This is a genomic window from Mesorhizobium sp. B2-8-3 (genome assembly GCF_006440815.1).
Lineage (GTDB): Bacteria > Pseudomonadota > Alphaproteobacteria > Rhizobiales > Rhizobiaceae > Mesorhizobium.
On record NZ_VFTW01000031.1, the window covers coordinates 38,816 to 57,683 of the forward strand.

Consider the following 18,868-nt stretch of genomic DNA (forward strand, 5'->3'; position numbering starts at 1 on the left):
ATGATGGACGACGTGAGCACCACCGCAGAAAAAGCGCCGGAAACGGCCGCGAACGGCATCGTTTCGGCGTCGGCGATCCCCGCCGATGAGCTGGCGCGGCTGACCGACGACATCGTCTCGGCGCTGAAGACGGTCTACGACCCAGAAATCCCGGCCGACATCTATGAGCTCGGCCTGGTCTACAAGATCGACATCGAGGACGACCGCTCGGTCAAGATCGACATGACGTTGACCGCTCCGGGCTGCCCGGTGGCCGGCGAGATGCCTGGCTGGGTCGAGAACGCCGTCGGCGCCGTCGAAGGCGTCTCCGGCGTCGAGGTCAACATGACGTTCGACCCGCCATGGACGCCCGACCGCATGTCGGAAGAGGCGCAGGTCGCGGTCGGGTGGTATTGAGCTTGACTTGCACGCTAGGTGAAACTTCACCATCTTAAGGGCAGACTCATTCCGCGGGCCTTGAACCCGCGCGAACGTGGAGAATGATATGGGACGCTTCGCCGTCATCACGATGACCGAAAAGGCCGCCGACCGGGTGCGCGAGATCGTCGCCACGCGCGAAGGTGCGCATGGCATCCGGCTCGGCATCAAGAAGGGCGGCTGCGCCGGCATGGAATACACGGTCGACCTGGTCACCGAGCCGAACCCCAAGGACGACCATATCGAACGCGACGGCGCGCATGTCTATGTCGCGCCGGAAGCGGCGTTGTTCCTGTTTGGCACCGAGATGGATTTCGAGCAGACGACGTTGCGCACCGGCTTCACCTTCAGGAATCCGAACCAGAGCTCGGCCTGCGGCTGCGGCGAATCCGTCGAGCTGAAGCCTGCCGACCTCAAGGCGCTTGCCGAGGCACGCGCCTCGGCCTGACCAAGCCCGCCGGCGCTTCCGCTCAGTCCGGCAGCGCCGCAATGACGACGAGCTCGACAACAAGATCCGGCTGCGCCAGGGCGGCGACGCCGATCACCTCCGATGGCGGCGGGTTGTTGTGGCTGCAGTGCTTCGGGCAATGTTCGGCGAAGAATTCGTCCAGCACGTCCAGACGAAAGTTGGGTGAGCTGAGAACGCCGCCGGACGGGAAAGGTCCTTTGACGTAGAACGTCACCTTGACCAGATGGTCGAGCGAGCTGCCAAGCTCCTCCAGATCCGACTTGATGTTCGCGAGGATCTCGCGCCACTGCGTTGCCGCGTCGCCAACGGCGCCCCCTTGGTGTTTCGACGGATCGTAATCGTCGATGGTGGCGGTGTTGCCGGACAGAAAAACATATCCCTTCGCGTCCGAGACGACCGTGCCCTTGCCCCAAGGCATCAAACGATCGCCTTTGAATTTCTTGTGCGTCGTGAGGTTCATTTCGGCCTCCTGTCGCTAATCCACCCACATCCCCGTCCGTTTGTGCCAGTCGGCGATCGATTCCTCGGGATAGACGTCGAACACCTTGTCCTTTTTCCCGACCACCGGCTCGACCCAGTTCGCCTTGTATTTCAGCATCAGATGCACCTTTTCCGGCGGCGTCGGCAGGTCGCTGTCGATCGCCGAGGCGAAGGGATGCACGAGGTCCGGCCAGGTCGGGTCGTAGAGCCACAGCGCTGCGCCGCATTTCCTGCAGAAATTGCGTTCGCCGGTCGAGACCTCGCAATGCGGATGCTCGTCGTCCTCGATCTCGGCGCGGTAGACACCGAGATTGCGCTTGCCCCTGATATCAAGCGTCTCGCAGTCGGCGCCGAGATTGATGGCGAAACCGCCGCCGCCCTGCTGCTTGCGGCAGATCGAGCAGTAGCAGAGCATGAACGGCACCGGGGTGTGGCTTTCCACCTCGAAGCGGACGGCGCCGCAGCGGCAGGAACCTTTGAGCAGGACGGGCATGGCGGGATCTCCGTTTTCCGATCTCAACCTGTCAGCATGCTTTTGGTTGCGGCGATGACAAGGCCCATGCCGGATGAGATGATCGCGGCATGGACAACGCGCGCCTTGAAGAATTGTTCGAAAGCCTGGGACCGATCAGCATCAGAAAACTGTTCGGGGGCAAGGGCATCTATCGCGACGGCGTCATCGTCGCGCTCGTCGTGCGCGGCGAATTGCTGCTCAAGGCCGACGAGGAGAGCATCCCCGACTTCGAAGCCGCCGGCTGCAAGCAATGGACCTATACAGGCTCGCGGCACGGCAAGGAGGTGGCGATGCCATACTGGAGCATTCCCGACGAGGCTTTCGACGACCCCGACGAAATGGCGGTATGGGCGCGGCGCGCTTATGAGGCGGGTAGGCGGACGGAGAGATAATTTTCGAGGGGCGTTGTGACGGCTTTTTGGAGATGCCGAGGGACAGCACCCCTCTCTGTCCTGCCGGACATCTCCCCCGCAAGGGGGGAGATTGACCCTCGCCACGACTTTCGCCAATCGCCGACGTTGCAAGAAGAATGCCGGCGGCCAAGCTGCTAATCTCCCCCCTTGCGGGGGAGATGGCCGGCAGGCCAGAGGGGGGTGTGACGGAACGCGGCGTTCGCTTTTGGCTATCGCTGCCGGTAGCTGAGCGTTTCGCGCCTACAACGCCTTGGCAATCTCCGCCGCCAGCCGAGCATTGTTCTCTACCAGCGCGATGTTGGTCTTCAGGCTGCGGCCGCCGGTCAGCTCCAGGATCTTCGACAAAAGGAAGGGCGTCACCGCCTTGCCGGTGACGTTCTGGGCTTCGGCGGCCTTCTGCGCGGCTTCGATATAGCCGGCCATTTCGTCGGCCGGGATCTCGTCGTTCCGCGGCACCGGATTGGCGATGAGGATGCCGCCGCCGAGGCCCAGCGCCTGCCGCGTGCGATAGAAATGCGCAATGTCCTGCGGCGCATTGAGCGTCAGCGGCGCGCGGAAGGGCGACTGCCTGGACCAGAAGGCGGGCATCGTCTCGCAGCCATGGCCGATCACCGGCACGCCGCGCGTCTCCAGCACTTCCAGTGTCTTTTCGATATCGAGGATCGCCTTGGCGCCGGCAGAGACGACGACAACCGGCGTGCGCGCCAGCTCGTCGAGATCGGCCGAGATGTCGAAGCTCTTTTCCGCGCCTTTGTGGACGCCGCCTATGCCGCCGGTGGCGAAGACCTTTATGCCGGCCATGTGCGCGGCGATCATGGTGGCCGCAACGGTGGTGCCGCCGGTACGCTTTTGAGCGACGGCGAAGCCGATATCGGCGCGCGACAGCTTCATGGCGTCACCGGTCATGGCAAGCGATTCGCGCTCGCCGTCGGACAGGCCGATCTTGATGCGGCCGTCGACCACGGCGATCGTCGCCGGCACCGCGCCGCCATCGATGATGATCTGTTCGACCTTGGCGGCCATCGCGCCATTGTCGGGGTAGGGCATGCCGTGGGTGATGATGGTGCTTTCCAGCGCCACCACTGGCCGGCCGGCGGCAAGCGCCTCCGCCACGGGCGGGTGGATGTCGACGAAGGGGCGGGCGGTGTCGGGTGTCACGGCTGTCTCCGATCAGGAGGAAGTGGATGTCTGGTGGCCCTATGCCACCTCCCGCGCCTCCGGCACAAGGCCGAGCGCCTGCGTGAAGTTGCCCGCCGTGAAGGACGGAACGGCCTCCGGGCTCTCGATGGCAAGCATCGCCGCGGCAAGGCCCTCGCGCAGCGCGGCACGCAGCGGCAGGCCGCGCAGCAAGGCGGCGACGGTTGCGCCGGTCAAGGCGTCGCCGGCTCCGGTCACGTCGGCAACTTTGCGCGGCGCGGGTGGATCGATCTCGAAGATGCCGGTGTCGTCGAAGCCCAGAACCGGGGCGCTGCCGGACGTGACCACGCCGGTATTCAGGCCGGCCCGCCTGAGCGCGTCGACAAGGGTTTCGCCGATTAGCTCGGCGCCGGCCAGCGCGGCGGCTTCGCGGCGGTTCATGAAAAGCACCGACAGGTCGTCGAGCAGCGGCGCCAGGCGCACGACCTTGGCCGGCGAGACGGCGATGGCGAAGACCGGCCGGCCACCGGCAAGCGCTACCAGGCGCTCCAGCGCCGCCGTCGGCAGGTTGGCGTCGCACAGGATGGCGTCGGCCGCGGCTATCGCCTCGCGCACCTTGGAACGCCTCATCTGCTTGGGGAAGGCAAGATCGTAGAGCACCATGTCGGCCAGCCCGACGATCAGTTCACCTTCGGCGTCGATCAACGCCGTGTAGCTCGGCGTCGTGCGGTCGAGGAACACCACCGAGAGGTCCGCTATTCCGGCGTTGTCGATCGCCAAGGCGACGGTGTCGGCCGCAGCGTCGCCGCCGCGCACCGATATCAGCGAGGCCGACACGCCGCGCTTCACCACGCTGCGCAGCGCGTTGAAAACCACGCCGCCGACGTCCTCGCGCATGATGCCGGGATTCGAAGCGGCGGGCACATAGGCGCCCGAGACCTGACCGCGCCGGTCGATATGGGCTCCGCCCAGCGCCAGGATTGTTGGGGATGTCGGCATGCGGATATGGTAACCTTGGTTGATAGTTGGCTGCGCACACTAGGTTTCTGCGCGTCGCCTCGCAATCGGCGCCGCGATTCGGGACATGCGGATATCAAATCTCTTCTGGACCAGTGGTTCTGTTTCGCTCCAGCCCTGGTGGGACAAAGAAAGAACATATCCAGATATTGATTGTTTTTCAGCTGCTTGCTGCCCCTTGCCAAGTGAGAACAAAAAAGGTACAAAACACACCGGGATCACGGATTGTCCGGCCTTCATTGACGACCAAGGGGTGATGTATCATGGCTCAGAATTCTTTGCGGCTTGTAGAGGATAAGGCAGTGGACAAATCAAAGGCTCTGGACGCGGCGCTGTCGCAAATCGAGCGCGCTTTCGGCAAGGGCTCGATCATGCGGCTCGGCGCCAACGAGCAGGTGGTCGAGATCGAAACCGTGCCGACCGGCTCGCTCGGTCTCGATATCGCGCTCGGCGTCGGCGGCCTGCCGCGCGGCCGCATCATCGAGATTTACGGGCCGGAAAGCTCGGGCAAGACGACGCTGGCGCTGCACACGGTGGCGGAAGCCCAGAAGAAGGGCGGTATCTGCGCCTTCGTCGATGCCGAGCACGCGCTCGATCCGGTCTATGCCCGCAAGCTTGGCGTCGACCTCGAGAACCTTTTGATCTCGCAGCCCGACACCGGCGAGCAGGCGCTGGAAATCTGCGACACGCTGGTGCGTTCGGGCGCCATCGACGTGCTGGTCGTCGACTCGGTGGCGGCACTGACGCCGCGCGCTGAAATCGAAGGCGAGATGGGCGATTCGCTGCCCGGTCTTCAGGCTCGCCTGATGAGCCAGGCGCTGCGCAAGCTGACCGCCTCGATCTCGCGCTCCAACACAATGGTCATCTTCATCAACCAGATCCGCATGAAGATCGGCGTCATGTTCGGCTCGCCCGAGACGACCACCGGTGGCAACGCGCTGAAATTCTACGCCTCGGTGCGCCTCGACATCCGCCGCATCGGCTCGGTCAAGGACCGTGACGAGGTCGTCGGCAACCAGACCCGCGTCAAGGTGGTGAAGAACAAGCTGGCCCCGCCCTTCAAGGTGGTCGAGTTCGACATCATGTATGGCGAGGGCGTGTCGAAGACCGGCGAGCTTATCGATCTCGGCGTCAAGGCCGGCGTCATCGAGAAGTCAGGCGCCTGGTTCTCCTACAATTCGCAGCGCCTCGGCCAGGGTCGCGAGAACGCAAAACTGTTCCTGCGCGACAATCCCGATACGGCGCGTGAGGTCGAACTTGCATTGCGCCAGAATGCCGGGCTGATCGCCGAGAAATTTCTCGAGAATGGCGGCTCCGAAGGCGGCGACGACGGTTTCGAGGACGAAGCCGGCGCCTTGTAGGGCCGGTTCGTTCCAGGAAGACCGCGCAGCAGTTCCTGTTCGGGATTGGGCGAAAGCTATTCGTCGGCTTAGCCGGAGTTCGGCCACAATCCTTGTTTATCGTCTTATGCTTATGTAATCGAGTTCTTGAGTACTGCGTACCCGAACCGCCGGCCTTCGCGCCGGCGGTTTTGCATTTTGCGGGCGGCGCCGGGCCGTCGCTCGCCGGCGGATTGACCTAACTCTGTGTTTCTGGACAGGCTCAAGAGCTACGGCTAAAAGGCCCATCTATCTTCTGGAAACACCAAAGCCCATCAGCCGCCGGCGACGCCGGCGGTTCTCGCGAAAAGGCAGTACGCAATGAGTGGCGTGAACGATATCCGGTCGACATTTCTCGACTACTTCCGCAAGGAGGGCCACGAGATCGTCGCCTCCAGCCCGTTGGTGCCGCGCAACGATCCGACACTGATGTTCACAAACGCAGGCATGGTGCAGTTCAAGAACGTCTTCACCGGCCTGGAGAAGCGTCCCTACTCGCGAGCGTCCACCGCGCAGAAGAGCGTGCGTGCAGGCGGCAAGCACAACGACCTCGACAATGTCGGCTATACCGCGCGCCATCTCACCTTCTTCGAGATGCTCGGAAATTTCTCGTTCGGCGACTATTTCAAGGAGCGCGCGATCGAGCTTGCCTGGAATCTGATCACCAAGGGTTTCGGCCTGAAGAAGGACAAGCTGCTCGTCACGGTCTATCACACCGACGACGAGGCGGCTGGTTACTGGAAGAAGATCGCCGGCTTCTCCGACGACCGCATAATCCGCATCCCGACCTCGGACAATTTCTGGGCGATGGGCGACACCGGCCCGTGCGGTCCGTGCTCGGAAATCTTCATCGATCGCGGCGAGCATATCTGGGGCGGCCCGCCCGGCAGCCCGGAAGAGGACGGCGACCGGTTCCTGGAATTCTGGAACCTGGTGTTCATGCAGTATGAGCAGGTGACGAAGGAAGAGCGCATCGACCTGCCGCGTCCCTCGATCGACACCGGCATGGGCCTGGAGCGCATGGCCTCCATCCTGCAGGGCGTCGAAAGCGTCTTCGAGACCGACCTGTTCAGGCATTTGATCGACGCGGCGTCCTCGGCGCTAGGCCAGGGGCCGAACCAGGAGAACGTGGGGTCGTATCGCGTCATCGCGGATCATCTGCGCTCGTCCTCGTTCCTGGTGGCAGATGGCGTGCTGCCGTCAAATGAGGGGCGCGGCTATGTGCTGCGCCGCATCATGCGCCGTGCCATGCGCCATGCGCAGCTGCTTGGCGCGAAGGAGCCGCTGATGTGGCAGCTGGTGCCGGCGCTGGTGCGCGAGATGGGCCAGGCCTATCCCGAGCTCGTGCGCGGCGAGGCGCTGATCACCGAAACCTTGAAGCTCGAGGAAACACGCTTCCGCAAGACGCTGGTGCGCGGCCTCGGTCTGCTTTCGGACGCTACGGAGACGCTGCATGCCGGCGACATGCTGGATGGCGAGACGGCCTTCAAGCTCTACGACACCTATGGCTTCCCGCTCGATCTGACGCAGGATGCGCTGCGCCAGCGCAGCATCTCGGTCGACATCGCCGGCTTCACCGACGCGATGGAGCGGCAGAAGGCCGAGGCGCGCGCGCATTGGACGGGCTCGGGCGAGGCCGCGACCGAGACGGTATGGTTCTCGGTGCGCGAAAAGACCGGCGCGACCGAATTCCTCGGCTATGAGACCGAGCAGGCGGAAGGCATCGTCCAGGCCCTGGTCAAGGACGGCAAGACCATCGACAGCGCGAGCCAGGGCGATGCGGTCGCCTTGGTCGTCAACCAGACGCCGTTCTACGGCGAATCCGGCGGCCAGATGGGCGACACCGGCGTGATTTCCGGCGAGGGTTTTTCAATCGAGGTCTCGGACACGCAGAAGAAGGCCGATGGCTTGTTCGTGCATCTCGGCAAGGTGGGCAATGGCACGGTCAAGACGGGTGATGCCGTCGAGCTGAAGGTCGATCATGCCCGCCGCTCAAGGCTGCGCGCCAACCATTCCGCGACGCATCTCATCCACGAGGCGCTGCGCGAGCTGCTGGGCACCCATGTCGCGCAGAAGGGCTCGCTGGTGGCGCCCGACCGGCTGCGCTTCGACATCTCGCACAACAAGCCGATCTCGGCCGATGAGCTCGAGGAGGTCGAGCGCATGGCCAACGAGATCGTCGTGCAGAACAGCCCGGTGACGACGCGTCTGATGTCGGTCGACGACGCGATCGCCGAGGGCGCCATGGCGCTGTTCGGCGAGAAATACGGCGATGAGGTGCGCGTCGTGTCGATGGGCACCGGCCTGCATGGCGCCAAGGCCAATCGGCCCTATTCCGTCGAGCTTTGCGGCGGCACGCATGTGAGGTCGACCGGCGATATCGGCCTGGTGCGCATCCTGTCGGACAGCGCGGTGGCGGCCGGCGTGCGCCGCATCGAGGCGCTGACCGGCGAGGCGGCGCGCAGGCATCTGGACGAACAGGACAGGCGGCTGAAAGCCGCGGCGGCGACCTTGAAGATCTCGCCGGCCGACGTGCCGTTGCGCGTCGAGGCGCTGCTCGAAGAACGCAAAAAGCTCGAAAAGGAGCTTACCGAGGCGCGCAAGAAACTGGCGCTGGGCGGCGGCTCGGCCGTTGCCGATGCTCCGGCCGCGAACGAGACCGTCGCAGGTGTCGGCTTCCTCGGCAAGGCGGTCACCGGCGTGGCGCCGAAGGACCTGAAGCCGCTGGCGGATGCCGGCAAGAAGACGCTCGGCTCCGGCATAGTCGTCTTTGTCGGCGCGGGCGAGGACAACAAGGCAAGCGTGGTCGTCGGCGTCACCGACGATCTGACCGGACGTTTCAGCGCCGTCGATCTGGTCCGCGTCGCCTCCGCCGCGCTCGGCGGGCAGGGCGGCGGCGGGCGTCCCGACATGGCCCAGGCCGGCGGCCCGGACGCTTCCAAGGCCGATGACGCGATCGCGGCGGTGAGGGCGGCGCTGGAAGCGGCGTGATGATCCCGGCGATACGCTTAGCTTAAGCCGGTTCCTACCTCTTCGAGGGCAGCGCTGCCCCTCATCTGGCTGCCGCCATCTTCTCCCCGTTGAACGGGGAGAAGGGCGCTGTCAACGCGGCTTTCGCCAATCGCCAGCGTTGGAGAGATGGCGCGGCGCCACGCCCAGCCTCTTTCTCCCCCGTTTACGGGGAGAAATGCCCGGCAGGGCAATGAGGGGCAGCGCCGAGGCTGAGCGAGTTACGCGACCTTTTCCGTCCGCGTAAAGCTCGGCCGTCCGGCTATTCGGGCATACCAATCCCGGATATCCGCAAAGCGCGCCAGCAGATCGCGTCCTTCCGCGACCTTGAGGAAATAGGCGATGATCGGGGCCGCATGCAGGTCCGCCAACGTCAACTGGTCCCCGAGCAGCCACGGGCCCTTAGCCTTCAGCGAGGTCAGAACCTTGAGCACCGTCTCAGCCTGGCTCAGCCCGCTGGCAATCAGTGCCTCATTCGCCGGCGTCTTTTCCAGCCGTTCGACGGCAACGTCCCAGACCATCGCGCGATAACCGTAGGCGTCGAGCATGCCGATGATCTGGCCCATCCTGGCGCGGCCGCGCACGTCGGCCGGCTGCAGCGCGGGACCATCGAAGGCTTCATCGACATAGCGCGCGATTGCGCCGGTCTCGAACAGGTGAAAACCGTCATGCTCGAAGGCCGGGATGCGGCCGAACGGGTGATGCTCCAGATACCAGGCCGGAATGCCTTCGGCGGCGAAGATGTCGATCGGCACCAGTTCGTAGCCGATGCCCTTCTCCTCCAGCGCCATCCGCGCGATGCGCACATAGACGCTGTAGTCGGCGCCGTAGAGGGTCGGTTTTGTCATTCGGCCCGGCCCTCCGCTATGGCTACGGGCGTTCGTCGCTTGAAAAGCCCATTTCGGGGCCTTTCATGCGCTTCGCGCACCGCTCCTCACCCCATCGCCTTCTGCAAATTCTCGTCGATCTTGTCGAGGAAGCCGGTGGTCGAGAGCCACGGCTGGTCGGGGCCGATCAGCAGCGACAGGTCCTTGGTCATGAAGCCAGACTCGACGGTCTGGATGCAGACTTTTTCCAGCGTCTCGGCGAAGCGCTTCAGCGCGGCGTTGTCGTCGAGCTTGGCGCGGTGCGCCAGGCCGCGCGTCCAGGCGAAGATCGAGGCGATCGAATTGGTCGAGGTTTCCTCGCCCTTCTGGTGCCGGCGGTAGTGGCGCGTCACGGTGCCGTGCGCGGCTTCCGCCTCCACCGTCTTGCCGTCCGGCGTCATCAGCACGGAGGTCATCAGGCCGAGCGAGCCGAAGCCTTGCGCCACGGTGTCGGATTGCACGTCGCCGTCATAGTTCTTGCAGGCCCAGACATAGCCGCCCGACCATTTCAGGCTGGAGGCGACCATGTCGTCGATCAGGCGGTGCTCGTACCAGAGTTTCCGCGCCTTGAATTCGGCCTCGAACTCCTTCTCGTAGACTTCCTGGAAGATGTCCTTGAAGCGGCCGTCATAGGCCTTGAGGATGGTGTTCTTGGTCGAGAGATACACCGGGAAGTTGCGCAGCAGGCCATAGTTCAGCGAGGCGCGGGCGAACTCGCGGATCGACTCGTCGAGATTGTACATGGCCATGGCCACGCCGGCGCCCGGCGCGTCATAGACGTCATGCTCGATCACCTGGCCGTCTTCGCCGACGAACTTGATCGTCAGCTTGCCCTTGCCGGGGAAGCGGAAGTCGGTGGCGCGGTACTGGTCGCCGAAGGCATGACGGCCGACGATGATCGGCTTGGTCCAGCCCGGCACCAGGCGCGGCACGTTCTTCATGATGATCGGCTCGCGGAAGATGGTGCCGCCGAGGATGTTGCGGATGGTGCCGTTGGGCGACTTCCACATCTTCTTCAGCTTGAATTCCTCGACGCGTGCCTCGTCGGGAGTGATCGTCGCGCATTTCACGCCGACGCCGTATTTCTTGATGGCGTTGGCCGAGTCGATCGTCACCTGGTCGTTGGTGGCGTCGCGGTTTTCGATGCCGAGGTCGTAATATTCAAGCTTCAGGTCGAGATAGGGGTGGATCAGCTTGTCCTTGATGAACTGCCAGATGATGCGGGTCATCTCGTCGCCGTCGAGTTCGACGACCGGGTTCGCCACCTTGATCTTCGCCATGGAAAGAATGCCTCGTTGCTGGGGGATCTGAACGGCCTTGCCCGCATGGTTTCAGCCGGGGATGCGGAGCGTATATCAAAGGCTTTTTCAGCGCGCAAACCGCGATCCGCGCCGGAGCGGGCGGGTGCCGCTGTTGTGAATGCTTCATTTTCCGGTCCGGATGTGGCAGGGGACGCCGAAACGCCGCAAACCCCGGTTACCCACAGCTATGCCAGCCATCGAAAATACAGCCAAGACCGCTTCCGCCGGACCGGCCATCATCCTGGTCGAGCCGCAGCTCGGCGAGAATATCGGCATGGTCGCCCGCGCAATGGCGAATTTCGGCTTGTCCGAGCTCAGGCTGGTCAACCCGCGTGACGGCTGGCCGAGCGAGAAGGCGCGCGCGGCCGCCAGCCGGGCCGACCACGTCATCGACGCCACCAGGGTTTTCGACGATCTGGCCTCGGCGGTCGCCGACCTGAACTTCGTCTTCGCCACGACGGCGCGCGAGCGCGACGGCTTCAAGCCGGTGCGCGGTCCCGTGGAAGCGGGCAGGGCGCTGAGAGCACGTGTCGAGGTGGGCGAGCATACCGGCATCCTGTTCGGCCGCGAGCGCTTCGGCCTCTATAATGACGAGGTTGGGCTCGCCGACGAGATCGTCACCTTCCCGGTCGATCCCGGCTTTTCCTCGCTCAACATCGCCCAGGCGGTGCTGCTGATGTCCTATGAATGGATGAAATCCGGCCTCGCCGACGAGACCCAGACCAACTTCTCCGGACCGGAGCTTGTGCCGGCGACCAAGGAGCAATTGCACAGCCTGTTCGCCTATCTGGAAAACGCGCTGGAAGCGCGAGGCTACTTCCGCCCAGAAGAAAAGAAGCCGAAGATGGTCGACAATCTGCGCGCCGTGTTGACGCGCGCGGGCTTTGCCGAGCCGGAACTGAAGGTGCTGCGCGGCATCATCTCGTCGCTCGACCGGTTCTCGCCGGCCATGCCGCGCGGCGACGGCTCGCCTGGGGACGATCCGAGACGATTGCCGGCCGGTGCACGCAGTCGCGCCAAAGACGAAGAAGGTTAAAATCGGTAAGCTGTGAGCATTTGAAGTAACCGAATTTTATTCGGTTATACGCCATCCTGACCGCAATAGTGGGGGTGGCACATGTTTACGTCCAATATTGGTCGACTGCGCTTTTTCCTTTACTCTCTCGGTCTCGCCGTCGCCGAAACCGTGGTAATCCTTATCTGCATTGTCAGCACGATCGGCTTCGAAGGGCTGCTCAATTCAGGGCCTGGTCCGGCGCGGCAGGGCATGGCGGGTGCCGTCCTCATCGCCTCCCTCGTCTTTGTCGCGTTGCGCGGCAACATCGCCTCGCGCCGCACCCGCGATGCCAACGGGCGTCGCTGGATCCTGTGGGCCTACATCGCCCTTTCCGCCGTCTACGCCCTTCTGCAGGCAGGCGTCCTGCTGGCCGTCAAATTCGGCGATCCCGCGAGCATTCCAGGCGGGCTGAACCTGCTTGGACTTTCGGTGTTCGGCCTCTGGTGCACGATCCTGTGGGCGAAGCCGGTCGCGGGCAGCAATATCGATGAATTGACCGATGTTTTCGACTTCGACGGTCCGCTGCCGGCACCGGCGCGTGCCGGACGCACCGTAACAGCCAGCGTGCCGGCCGCCCCACGTGCCGCCGCGCGCGTCCCGCCGGCACCGCAGCCTTTCGGCAGGCCGCGCCCCGCCGGCTTCGGCAAGCGCGGGATTTGAGTAAGTCTTAGAGATAGAGCATGACGTCGTCCGAAAACCGCTTCACACTTTTCGGCACCATGCCCTGGCGCCTGCGCAAAAGCTGCTCGCATTCGCCTCTTCAAGACCACGATCATTCGCGATAGAAGCGCCGTCGGTCCAATCACGGGCCTGATGCTTCTCAGGGCCGGATGACAATGAGCGATCGATCAAGCCAACGCCCGATCCTGATGTTCGATTCCGGCGTTGGCGGGCTGACCGTGCTGCGCGAGGCGCGCGTGCTGATGCCCGATCGCCGATTCGTCTATGTCGCCGACGACGCGGCTTTTCCTTATGGCGCCTGGGAGGAACCGGCGCTCAAGGATCACATACTTACGCTGTTCCGCAAGGTGCTCGATCGGCTTCAGCCGGCGATTTCGGTCATTGCCTGCAACACCGCCTCGACACTGGTGATCGATGCGCTGCGCGACAAATTCCCCGGCCATCCTTTCGTGGGCACCGTTCCGGCCATCAAGCCGGCCGCCGAACGCACCCGCTCGGGCCTGGTATCGGTGCTGGCGACGCCGGGCACGGTGAAGCGCCAATACACGCGCGACCTGATCAGCAAATGGGCGCAGAAATGCCATGTGCGCCTGGTCGGCAGCGACCGGCTGGCCGGGCTCGCCGAGATTTACATGCGCCAAGGTTTCGTCGACGAGGAGGCCGTGCGCGCCGAAATCGCGCCCTGCTTCATCGAGCGCGACGGCAACCGCACCGACATCGTCGTGCTCGCCTGCACGCATTATCCGTTTCTCGTCAACCGCATGCGCAAGACCGCGCCCTGGCCGGTCGACTGGATCGATCCGGCCGAGGCGATCGCGCGGCGCGCCATGTCGCTCATCGAACCGGTCGGAGAGACATCGGGCGAGAGCGAGCCCGATCTCGCCGTCTTCACTTCCGGCAAGGTGGATTTTGCCACCAGGCGACTCATCCAGGGCTTTGGACTGACCGCGCGCTAAGGCGTGTCGATATTCAGGTGAGGCCGGCCCGCAAATGCCAGGTTCCTGCGCTTCCGGTGCTCACGTACCTTAAGTACGCTCCGCTCCGGTTCTCGGAACCCGCCATTTTCGACTCGGCCTGACCTGAATCTCAACGCGCCTTCACCCAGCCGCTAAACAGGCTCGAAGACGATGCTGCGCTGATCCGGATCGGCCGAGACCAGCTTCAGGTTGAGATTGTCGCCCTGCCTGAGCCCGGAGGCCTTCACGTTGGCGACGACGGGCATGTCGGCAAGCTGCGCGCGCACGCCATGATCGACGAAGTCGGTGACGACGGCCTTGAACGTCTCGCCCTCGCGTCCCTTGAGCATGACCGCCTCGGCAAGGTCGATGGCGGCATGGTTGATCTGCGAAGCGCGGGCATCCGCACGCCCCATCACCTTCGGCAATCTGGCGAACGCGTCGGTGACGGCCTGCGGCACGGGCTGGCCGTTGGCGATCGCCAGCGTGCAGCGCACGACATAGCGGTCGGCCAGCCGCCTGAGCGGCGCGGTGGCATGCGCATAGGTCGCAGCCATCGCCTCATGCCAGGGGACGACACCCTCGTGATAGGGTTGGTAGGACGCACCGTTGCCTGCGCGGCGGATTTCCAGCATCAGCGCGGCCTGTTTCGGATCGGCCGGATCGAGCGTGCGCTGATAGTCGCGCAGGCTGGTGGAGGCGGGCCAGGAAAGCCCAAGCGCCTGTGCCGCGTTGCGCAGTCTTTGCACCTTGGAGGCGTCCGGCCCCGACATCACCCGGAACAACCCGGTCTTGCGCGCCAGCATGGCGTCGGCAATCGCCATATTGGCGGCCAACGAAAGTGCTGCATTGTCCTGCTCGGATTGCAGCAGCGGCCTGAACGACAGCCGGAACGTGCCGTCGGCGACCTTCTCCACCTCCTGCTCGGGCGGATCGACGCGCGAGGCGCCGCGCCGCTCTTCGTTTGCCGCCATGCGCCGCGCCAGTTCCGCGAAGCCGGCTGGAACGTCCGAGGGCTGCACGCTGTCATAGGCGAGCTTCGCGCGGCTTTGGATAATGGCCCGTTCCGCGCCGTCCAATTTCACCGCGCCGTCGCCAGCGACCCGGACCGTGAAGATGACCGAAGGGCGCGGTCCATCGGGCAGCAGGCTCGCCGCAGCCTCGGCGAGCACCGGCGGGTACAGCCCGGCCTTGCCGTCCGGCAAATAGAGCGTTTCGCCCCGGTTCCAGGCTTCGATATCAATCGCATCGCCGTCCTCGACGAACCAGGCGACGTCGGCAATGGCATAATGCAAGAGAAGATCGCCACCGCTGGCCTCGATCGAGAACGCCTGGTCGAGATCGGTGGAACTTGCCGGATCGAGTGTTACGAAGGGCATTGCCGTCCGGTCGGCATGCTGCCCGGGCACACGCTTTGCCGCCGCCTCCGCCGCGGCAACCACAGCAGGCGGAAATCCGTCCGGCACGTGGAACTCGGTGCGGATTTTGGCGAGGCCGGTGGAGAGCGCTTGTGAGGGATCGGTCAGCGATTTCATGCAACCGTCCTACACTGGCGTTCCCGACACGGGAAGGCTTGCCAGCGAGACCGCCAAGGCCGCCCGCCCGACGGCCGGCCCCAAGCAGACCGACGGCCGAGCCACTGCCGCTGGAACTGCCGCTTCAGCGCGGCGTTTCTTCTCACAGCAAAGGAGAAACCGGAGAAATCGCCATGCCCGCCACATCACAAGCACAGCAAAAGGCCGCCGGGGCAGCACTTTCCGCCAAGCGCGGCGAGATCAAGAAAAGCGAGCTCAGGGGCGCTTCGCGCGAAATGTATGAATCGATGAGCGAGAAGCAACTCGAAGAGTTCGCCGAGACCAAACGCAAGGATCTGCCCGGCAAAAAGTCATAGATCGCAGCATCACATGAAGAAGCCCGCGGTATCGCTCGCGGGCTTGTTCAGGTTGACTCAGCTGCCCGCTATCGCCACCAGCAGCGCTTCGTCTTGTAACGGACAACGTGGCGATGGCCGTGGCGCCAGACCACTCTTTTCGTCACCACGACGCGGCATACCTGCCTGTGGCCACTCCAATGCCTGGCCATGGCGGGTTCCGGCGTCATGACAGCCATGGACCCCGCCAGCACAGCGGCCCCGGTCAGGGTAAGGAAGAACTTTTTCATGGGAATTCGGGCTCCTCTGCTCCAGTCCCTTCATTAAGATGGCAGAGCAGCGCGGCTCCTTGAACGCTACGCCCCTCTGCTGCCGGCGGCCTTCGCCACAACCGGCACCGCACGCAACGCGGGAAATGTTATCGGGTTGCGACCCGCGCGGCCAGCCGTAAGCTTGACAGCGGTTAAATCTGTGTTTAACAGCCCCACCAACACCGGGTGGCGACGCCCGGTGGTTTCTTTTGACGTGTCCCGTGGGTTCTCCGTCGCTTTGCGTGGAAAACCCTGTCAGGTCTCGAAAACGGAGGCCAGAGGAGGGCGCGTTTCCTTCGCCCGGAGCCATGGGGTTCCGGGTATATTGTTTTGAAAGGGAATGCGATGAGCAAGCGCGAATCCGCGAAATACAAGATCGACCGCCGTCTCGGCGAAAACATCTGGGGCCGCCCGAAGTCCCCGGTCAACAAGCGTGAATACGGCCCCGGCCAGCACGGCCAGCGCCGCAAGGGCAAGCTTTCCGACTTCGGCCTGCAGCTGCGCGCCAAGCAGAAGCTGAAGGGTCACTATGGCGACGTTTCGGAAAAGCAGTTCCGCAAGGTCTATGAAGAGGCCAACCGCCGCAAGGGCGACACCTCCGAGAACCTGATCGGCCTGCTCGAGTCGCGTCTTGACGCGGTCGTCTACCGCGCCAAGTTCGTGCCGACCATTTTCGCCGCCCGTCAGTTCGTCAACCACGGCCATGTCAACGTCAACGGCAAGCGCACCAACATCGGTTCGTATCGCTGCAAGCCGGGCGACGTCATCGAGGTGCGCGAGAAGTCGAAGCAGCTCGTGATCGTGCTGGAATCGGTTGGTCTCGCCGAGCGCGACGTGCCGGACTACATCGAAGCCGACCACAACAAGATGACCGCGACCTTTGCTCGCGTTCCCGGCCTGTCGGACGTTCCGTTCGCCGTGCAGATGGAACCGAACCTGGTCGTCGAATTCTACTCGCGCTGATCGACATCAATCAGCCGCAGCATCCAAGGCCGCCTCTCGAGGCGGCCTTTTCTTTGTCCGCTATGTCCGCTAAGCCGGGCGCCAACAGAACGCAGGGCCGGCGCCATGAATATGCTGCCAGATGTCAAAACGCTCGAGCCGATCGGCGACGAGACCGACGGCGGCTTCCATCCGCTGTTTGCCGACGTGCCGTCCTCGGTCGAATTCAACAAGCTGCGCAAGCGGCTGTTGAGGCTCACCCGTCAGGCGATCGAGGATTTCGCCATGGTGAAACCCGGCGAGCGTTGGCTGGTGGCGCTCTCCGGCGGCAAGGATTCCTATGGCCTGCTCGCGCTGCTGCTCGATCTCAAATGGCGCGGCCTGCTGCCGGTCGAACTGCTCGCCTGCAATCTCGACCAGGGCCAGCCGAATTTCCCGAAGCACATCCTGCCTGACTATCTCAACGCCAACGGCATCGCCCACCGCATCGAATACCAGAACACCTACTCGGTGGTGACCGACAAGTTGCCCGAGGGCAGCACCTATTGCTCGCTCTGCTCGCGGCTACGGCGCGGCCATCTCTACCGCATCGCGCGCGAGGAGGGATGCTCGGCGCTGGTGCTCGGCCATCACCGCGAGGACATACTCGAAACCTTCTTCATGAACCTGTTCCACGGCGGGCGTCTCGCCGCCATGCCGCCCAAGCTCCTCAATGACGAAGGTGACGTCTTGGTGCTGCGGCCGCTCGCCTATGGTGCTGAGGCCGACCTCGAAAAATTCGCCAACGCGATGAAATTCCCGATCATCCCGTGCGACCTCTGCGGCAGCCAGGAAGGGCTGCAGCGCAACGCCATGAAGGCGATGCTCGACGACATCGAGAAGCGCATGCCGGGCCGCAAGGACACGATGATCCGCGCCATGACCAATGTAAGGCTCTCGCATCTCCTGGACAGGAAGCTGTTCGACTTCGCGGGGCTCGATGCGAATCCAGGACGAGACATTTCCGATGAAATTTGACGACCGTTCGATCGACTGGCTGGCCGAGCTTCTTGCCGACGCCGCCAGGACTGAAATCATGCCGCGCTTCCGCCGGCTGGGCGAGGGCGACGTGCGCCAGAAGACGTCCGCCGCCGACCTCGTGACCGAGGCGGACGTCAATGCCGAGAGGCTGATCACCGCCCGGCTGCTCGAACGCTATCCCCAGGCCATGGTGGTCGGTGAAGAGGCCTGCTCCGACAACCCGGCGCTGCTATCTGGCCTTGGCGATGCCGCGCTGGCCTTCGTCATCGATCCGGTCGACGGCACCTTCAACTTCGCTTCCGGCGTGCCGCTGTTCGGCGTCATGGCCGGCGTCGTCGTCAACGGCGAGACTGTCGCCGGCATCATCCACGATCCGGTCGGCAAGGACTGGCTGATCGGCGCCAAGGGGGCGGGCAGCCATATCCGCCACGCGCATGGCGCGCTGGAGAAGGTCCGCGTCGCGGCACCGGTGCCCATGTCGCAGATGACGGGCGCCGTTTCCTGGCAGTTTCTCGAAGAGCCTGAACGCTCGCGGCTTGCCCGCAACCAGACCAAGACGCTGTCGCAATTCGCCTATCGCTGCGCGGCGCATGAATATCGGCTGCTTGCCAGCGGTCACGCCCATTTCGTGCTCTACAACAAGCTGATGCCCTGGGATCATCTCGCCGGCGCGCTGATCCATCAGGAAGCCGGCGGCCATGTCGCGCGCGTCGACGGCAGCGCCTATCTGCCGTCGCATGTCGACGGCGGCCTGCTGGTGGCGCCGGACAAGCAAAGCTGGGACGAGTTGCGCCGCGAGCTCTGGGCCGAGTAGGGGTAATCCTGCGCTCGGCCGGCGATCTGCCGGCCGGATAGCAATTAAAGCGCGTCGCGCTGAAGCGGATTCAGGCGACGCGCTTTAAAACTTTTGTTTTCATGCATGTCGTTATCGCAAAACCGCTGAAACTTTTGCGCGACATGCATTAAGGTTTGTTGATATTCAGGATTCCCATCTTGGCTTGGTCGTGATTCAAGCTTTTGATGGAACGA

20 protein-coding genes are annotated in these 18,868 nt (G+C 63.9%); 12 read left to right on the top strand and 8 right to left on the bottom strand.

What is annotated here, in order from left to right; translation table 11 throughout:
- Positions 1–3 precede the first annotated feature (3 nt).
- Positions 4–396 carry an SUF system Fe-S cluster assembly protein gene (locus FJ418_RS28600; protein ID WP_140647788.1) on the top strand — a complete coding sequence of 131 codons (393 nt, stop codon included), beginning with the start codon at positions 4–6 and terminating at the stop codon, positions 394–396.
- An 88-nt stretch (positions 397–484) separates the two neighbouring features.
- Complete coding sequence (gene sufA / locus FJ418_RS28605; protein WP_140647787.1) at positions 485–865, top strand: Fe-S cluster assembly scaffold SufA; 381 nt, start codon at positions 485–487, stop codon at positions 863–865.
- Between the two features lie 22 nt (positions 866–887).
- Here sufA and FJ418_RS28610 read toward each other — a convergent pair whose 3' ends face one another.
- Positions 888–1,346, bottom strand: coding sequence for a RidA family protein (locus FJ418_RS28610; protein WP_140856994.1), 459 nt, complete (start codon positions 1,344–1,346; stop codon positions 888–890).
- A gap of 15 nt (positions 1,347–1,361) precedes the next feature.
- Entirely contained in the window at positions 1,362–1,859 is a 498-nt protein-coding gene (locus FJ418_RS28615) for a GFA family protein (RefSeq protein ID WP_140647785.1), read from the bottom strand.
- 89 nt (positions 1,860–1,948) lie between these two features.
- Between FJ418_RS28615 and FJ418_RS28620 the strand changes: the two genes are divergently transcribed.
- Complete coding sequence (locus tag FJ418_RS28620; protein ID WP_140871435.1) at positions 1,949–2,272, top strand: TfoX/Sxy family protein; 324 nt, start codon at positions 1,949–1,951, stop codon at positions 2,270–2,272.
- Between the two features lie 261 nt (positions 2,273–2,533).
- Here the strand turns inward: FJ418_RS28620 and FJ418_RS28625 are convergent, their stop codons facing one another.
- A complete protein-coding gene (locus tag FJ418_RS28625) occupies positions 2,534–3,451 on the bottom strand; it encodes a pseudouridine-5'-phosphate glycosidase (RefSeq protein ID WP_140871438.1) in 918 nt (305 codons plus the stop codon).
- 39 nt (positions 3,452–3,490) lie between these two features.
- On the bottom strand, positions 3,491–4,429 hold the full coding sequence (locus tag FJ418_RS28630) for a carbohydrate kinase family protein (protein ID WP_140871441.1): 939 nt from the start codon (positions 4,427–4,429) through the stop codon (positions 3,491–3,493).
- 281 nt (positions 4,430–4,710) lie between these two features.
- On the opposite strand from FJ418_RS28630, the gene recA reads away from it, so the two are divergent.
- Together recA and alaS are read left to right on the top strand one after the other, a co-directional pair.
- Positions 4,711–5,808 carry a recombinase RecA gene (gene recA, locus FJ418_RS28635; RefSeq protein WP_095765184.1) on the top strand — a complete coding sequence of 366 codons (1,098 nt, stop codon included), beginning with the start codon at positions 4,711–4,713 and terminating at the stop codon, positions 5,806–5,808.
- 339 nt (positions 5,809–6,147) lie between these two features.
- Positions 6,148–8,817 (top strand): alanine--tRNA ligase, encoded by a 2,670-nt coding sequence (alaS, locus tag FJ418_RS28640; RefSeq protein ID WP_140871444.1) that lies wholly within the window; start codon positions 6,148–6,150, stop codon positions 8,815–8,817.
- Between the two features lie 239 nt (positions 8,818–9,056).
- On the opposite strand, the gene FJ418_RS28650 is transcribed toward alaS, so the two are convergent.
- Together FJ418_RS28650 and FJ418_RS28655 are read right to left on the bottom strand one after the other, a co-directional pair.
- The gene (locus tag FJ418_RS28650; protein ID WP_140871447.1) at positions 9,057–9,683 is read right to left on the bottom strand and encodes a glutathione S-transferase family protein; all 627 of its coding nucleotides are present in this window, start codon (positions 9,681–9,683) and stop codon (positions 9,057–9,059) included.
- Positions 9,684–9,769: 86 nt separating this feature from the next.
- Positions 9,770–10,981 carry an NADP-dependent isocitrate dehydrogenase gene (locus tag FJ418_RS28655; RefSeq protein ID WP_140871450.1) on the bottom strand — a complete coding sequence of 404 codons (1,212 nt, stop codon included), beginning with the start codon at positions 10,979–10,981 and terminating at the stop codon, positions 9,770–9,772.
- Positions 10,982–11,189: 208 nt separating this feature from the next.
- Between FJ418_RS28655 and FJ418_RS28660 the strand changes: the two genes are divergently transcribed.
- The 3 genes from FJ418_RS28660 (at position 11,190) to murI (ending at position 13,696) form a co-directional block, all read left to right on the top strand.
- Positions 11,190–12,038: an RNA methyltransferase gene (locus FJ418_RS28660; RefSeq protein WP_140871453.1), complete on the top strand. Its 849-nt coding sequence runs from the start codon at positions 11,190–11,192 to the stop codon at positions 12,036–12,038.
- Between the two features lie 81 nt (positions 12,039–12,119).
- Positions 12,120–12,719, top strand: a complete 600-nt coding sequence (locus tag FJ418_RS28665) for a hypothetical protein (protein ID WP_140871456.1) — start codon at positions 12,120–12,122, stop codon at positions 12,717–12,719.
- Positions 12,720–12,895: 176 nt separating this feature from the next.
- Positions 12,896–13,696, top strand: a complete 801-nt coding sequence (gene murI, locus FJ418_RS28670; protein WP_140871458.1) for a glutamate racemase — start codon at positions 12,896–12,898, stop codon at positions 13,694–13,696.
- A gap of 152 nt (positions 13,697–13,848) precedes the next feature.
- Here the strand turns inward: murI and FJ418_RS28675 are convergent, their stop codons facing one another.
- On the bottom strand, positions 13,849–15,231 hold the full coding sequence (locus FJ418_RS28675; RefSeq protein WP_140871461.1) for an RNB domain-containing ribonuclease: 1,383 nt from the start codon (positions 15,229–15,231) through the stop codon (positions 13,849–13,851).
- A gap of 173 nt (positions 15,232–15,404) precedes the next feature.
- Between FJ418_RS28675 and FJ418_RS28680 the strand changes: the two genes are divergently transcribed.
- Positions 15,405–15,587, top strand: coding sequence for a DUF3008 family protein (locus FJ418_RS28680; RefSeq protein ID WP_140647513.1), 183 nt, complete (start codon positions 15,405–15,407; stop codon positions 15,585–15,587).
- A gap of 68 nt (positions 15,588–15,655) precedes the next feature.
- On the opposite strand, the gene FJ418_RS28685 is transcribed toward FJ418_RS28680, so the two are convergent.
- Entirely contained in the window at positions 15,656–15,856 is a 201-nt protein-coding gene (locus FJ418_RS28685) for a hypothetical protein (RefSeq protein ID WP_140647512.1), read from the bottom strand.
- Positions 15,857–16,222: 366 nt separating this feature from the next.
- Here FJ418_RS28685 and rpsD point away from each other — a divergent pair, with 366 nt between their 5' ends.
- From rpsD to FJ418_RS28700, 3 genes are all read left to right on the top strand, one after another.
- Positions 16,223–16,840 carry a 30S ribosomal protein S4 gene (rpsD, locus tag FJ418_RS28690; protein WP_140627561.1) on the top strand — a complete coding sequence of 206 codons (618 nt, stop codon included), beginning with the start codon at positions 16,223–16,225 and terminating at the stop codon, positions 16,838–16,840.
- 111 nt (positions 16,841–16,951) lie between these two features.
- Complete coding sequence (ttcA, locus tag FJ418_RS28695; protein WP_181167129.1) at positions 16,952–17,836, top strand: tRNA 2-thiocytidine(32) synthetase TtcA; 885 nt, start codon at positions 16,952–16,954, stop codon at positions 17,834–17,836.
- Entirely contained in the window at positions 17,826–18,653 is an 828-nt protein-coding gene (locus FJ418_RS28700; protein ID WP_140650840.1) for an inositol monophosphatase family protein, read from the top strand. Before ttcA ends, FJ418_RS28700 begins: the two co-directional genes overlap by 11 nt.
- Positions 18,654–18,868 lie beyond the last annotated feature (215 nt).

Bases quoted from the DNA above. Each gene is read 5' to 3' on its own strand.
- FJ418_RS28600 (WP_140647788.1), top strand. From the start codon at position 4: ATGGACGACGTGAGCACCACCGCAGAAAAAGCGCCGGAAACGGCCGCG.
- sufA (WP_140647787.1), top strand. From the start codon at position 485: ATGGGACGCTTCGCCGTCATCACGATGACCGAAAAGGCCGCCGACCGG.
- FJ418_RS28610 (WP_140856994.1), bottom strand. From the start codon at position 1,346: ATGAACCTCACGACGCACAAGAAATTCAAAGGCGATCGTTTGATGCCT.
- FJ418_RS28615 (WP_140647785.1), bottom strand. From the start codon at position 1,859: ATGCCCGTCCTGCTCAAAGGTTCCTGCCGCTGCGGCGCCGTCCGCTTC.
- FJ418_RS28620 (WP_140871435.1), top strand. From the start codon at position 1,949: ATGGACAACGCGCGCCTTGAAGAATTGTTCGAAAGCCTGGGACCGATC.
- FJ418_RS28630 (WP_140871441.1), bottom strand. From the start codon at position 4,429: ATGCCGACATCCCCAACAATCCTGGCGCTGGGCGGAGCCCATATCGAC.
- recA (WP_095765184.1), top strand. From the start codon at position 4,711: ATGGCTCAGAATTCTTTGCGGCTTGTAGAGGATAAGGCAGTGGACAAA.
- alaS (WP_140871444.1), top strand. From the start codon at position 6,148: ATGAGTGGCGTGAACGATATCCGGTCGACATTTCTCGACTACTTCCGC.
- FJ418_RS28650 (WP_140871447.1), bottom strand. From the start codon at position 9,683: ATGACAAAACCGACCCTCTACGGCGCCGACTACAGCGTCTATGTGCGC.
- FJ418_RS28655 (WP_140871450.1), bottom strand. From the start codon at position 10,981: ATGGCGAAGATCAAGGTGGCGAACCCGGTCGTCGAACTCGACGGCGAC.
- FJ418_RS28660 (WP_140871453.1), top strand. From the start codon at position 11,190: ATGCCAGCCATCGAAAATACAGCCAAGACCGCTTCCGCCGGACCGGCC.
- FJ418_RS28665 (WP_140871456.1), top strand. From the start codon at position 12,120: ATGTTTACGTCCAATATTGGTCGACTGCGCTTTTTCCTTTACTCTCTC.
- murI (WP_140871458.1), top strand. From the start codon at position 12,896: ATGAGCGATCGATCAAGCCAACGCCCGATCCTGATGTTCGATTCCGGC.
- FJ418_RS28675 (WP_140871461.1), bottom strand. From the start codon at position 15,231: ATGAAATCGCTGACCGATCCCTCACAAGCGCTCTCCACCGGCCTCGCC.
- FJ418_RS28680 (WP_140647513.1), top strand. From the start codon at position 15,405: ATGCCCGCCACATCACAAGCACAGCAAAAGGCCGCCGGGGCAGCACTT.
- FJ418_RS28685 (WP_140647512.1), bottom strand. From the start codon at position 15,856: ATGAAAAAGTTCTTCCTTACCCTGACCGGGGCCGCTGTGCTGGCGGGG.
- rpsD (WP_140627561.1), top strand. From the start codon at position 16,223: ATGAGCAAGCGCGAATCCGCGAAATACAAGATCGACCGCCGTCTCGGC.
- ttcA (WP_181167129.1), top strand. From the start codon at position 16,952: ATGCTGCCAGATGTCAAAACGCTCGAGCCGATCGGCGACGAGACCGAC.
- FJ418_RS28700 (WP_140650840.1), top strand. From the start codon at position 17,826: ATGAAATTTGACGACCGTTCGATCGACTGGCTGGCCGAGCTTCTTGCC.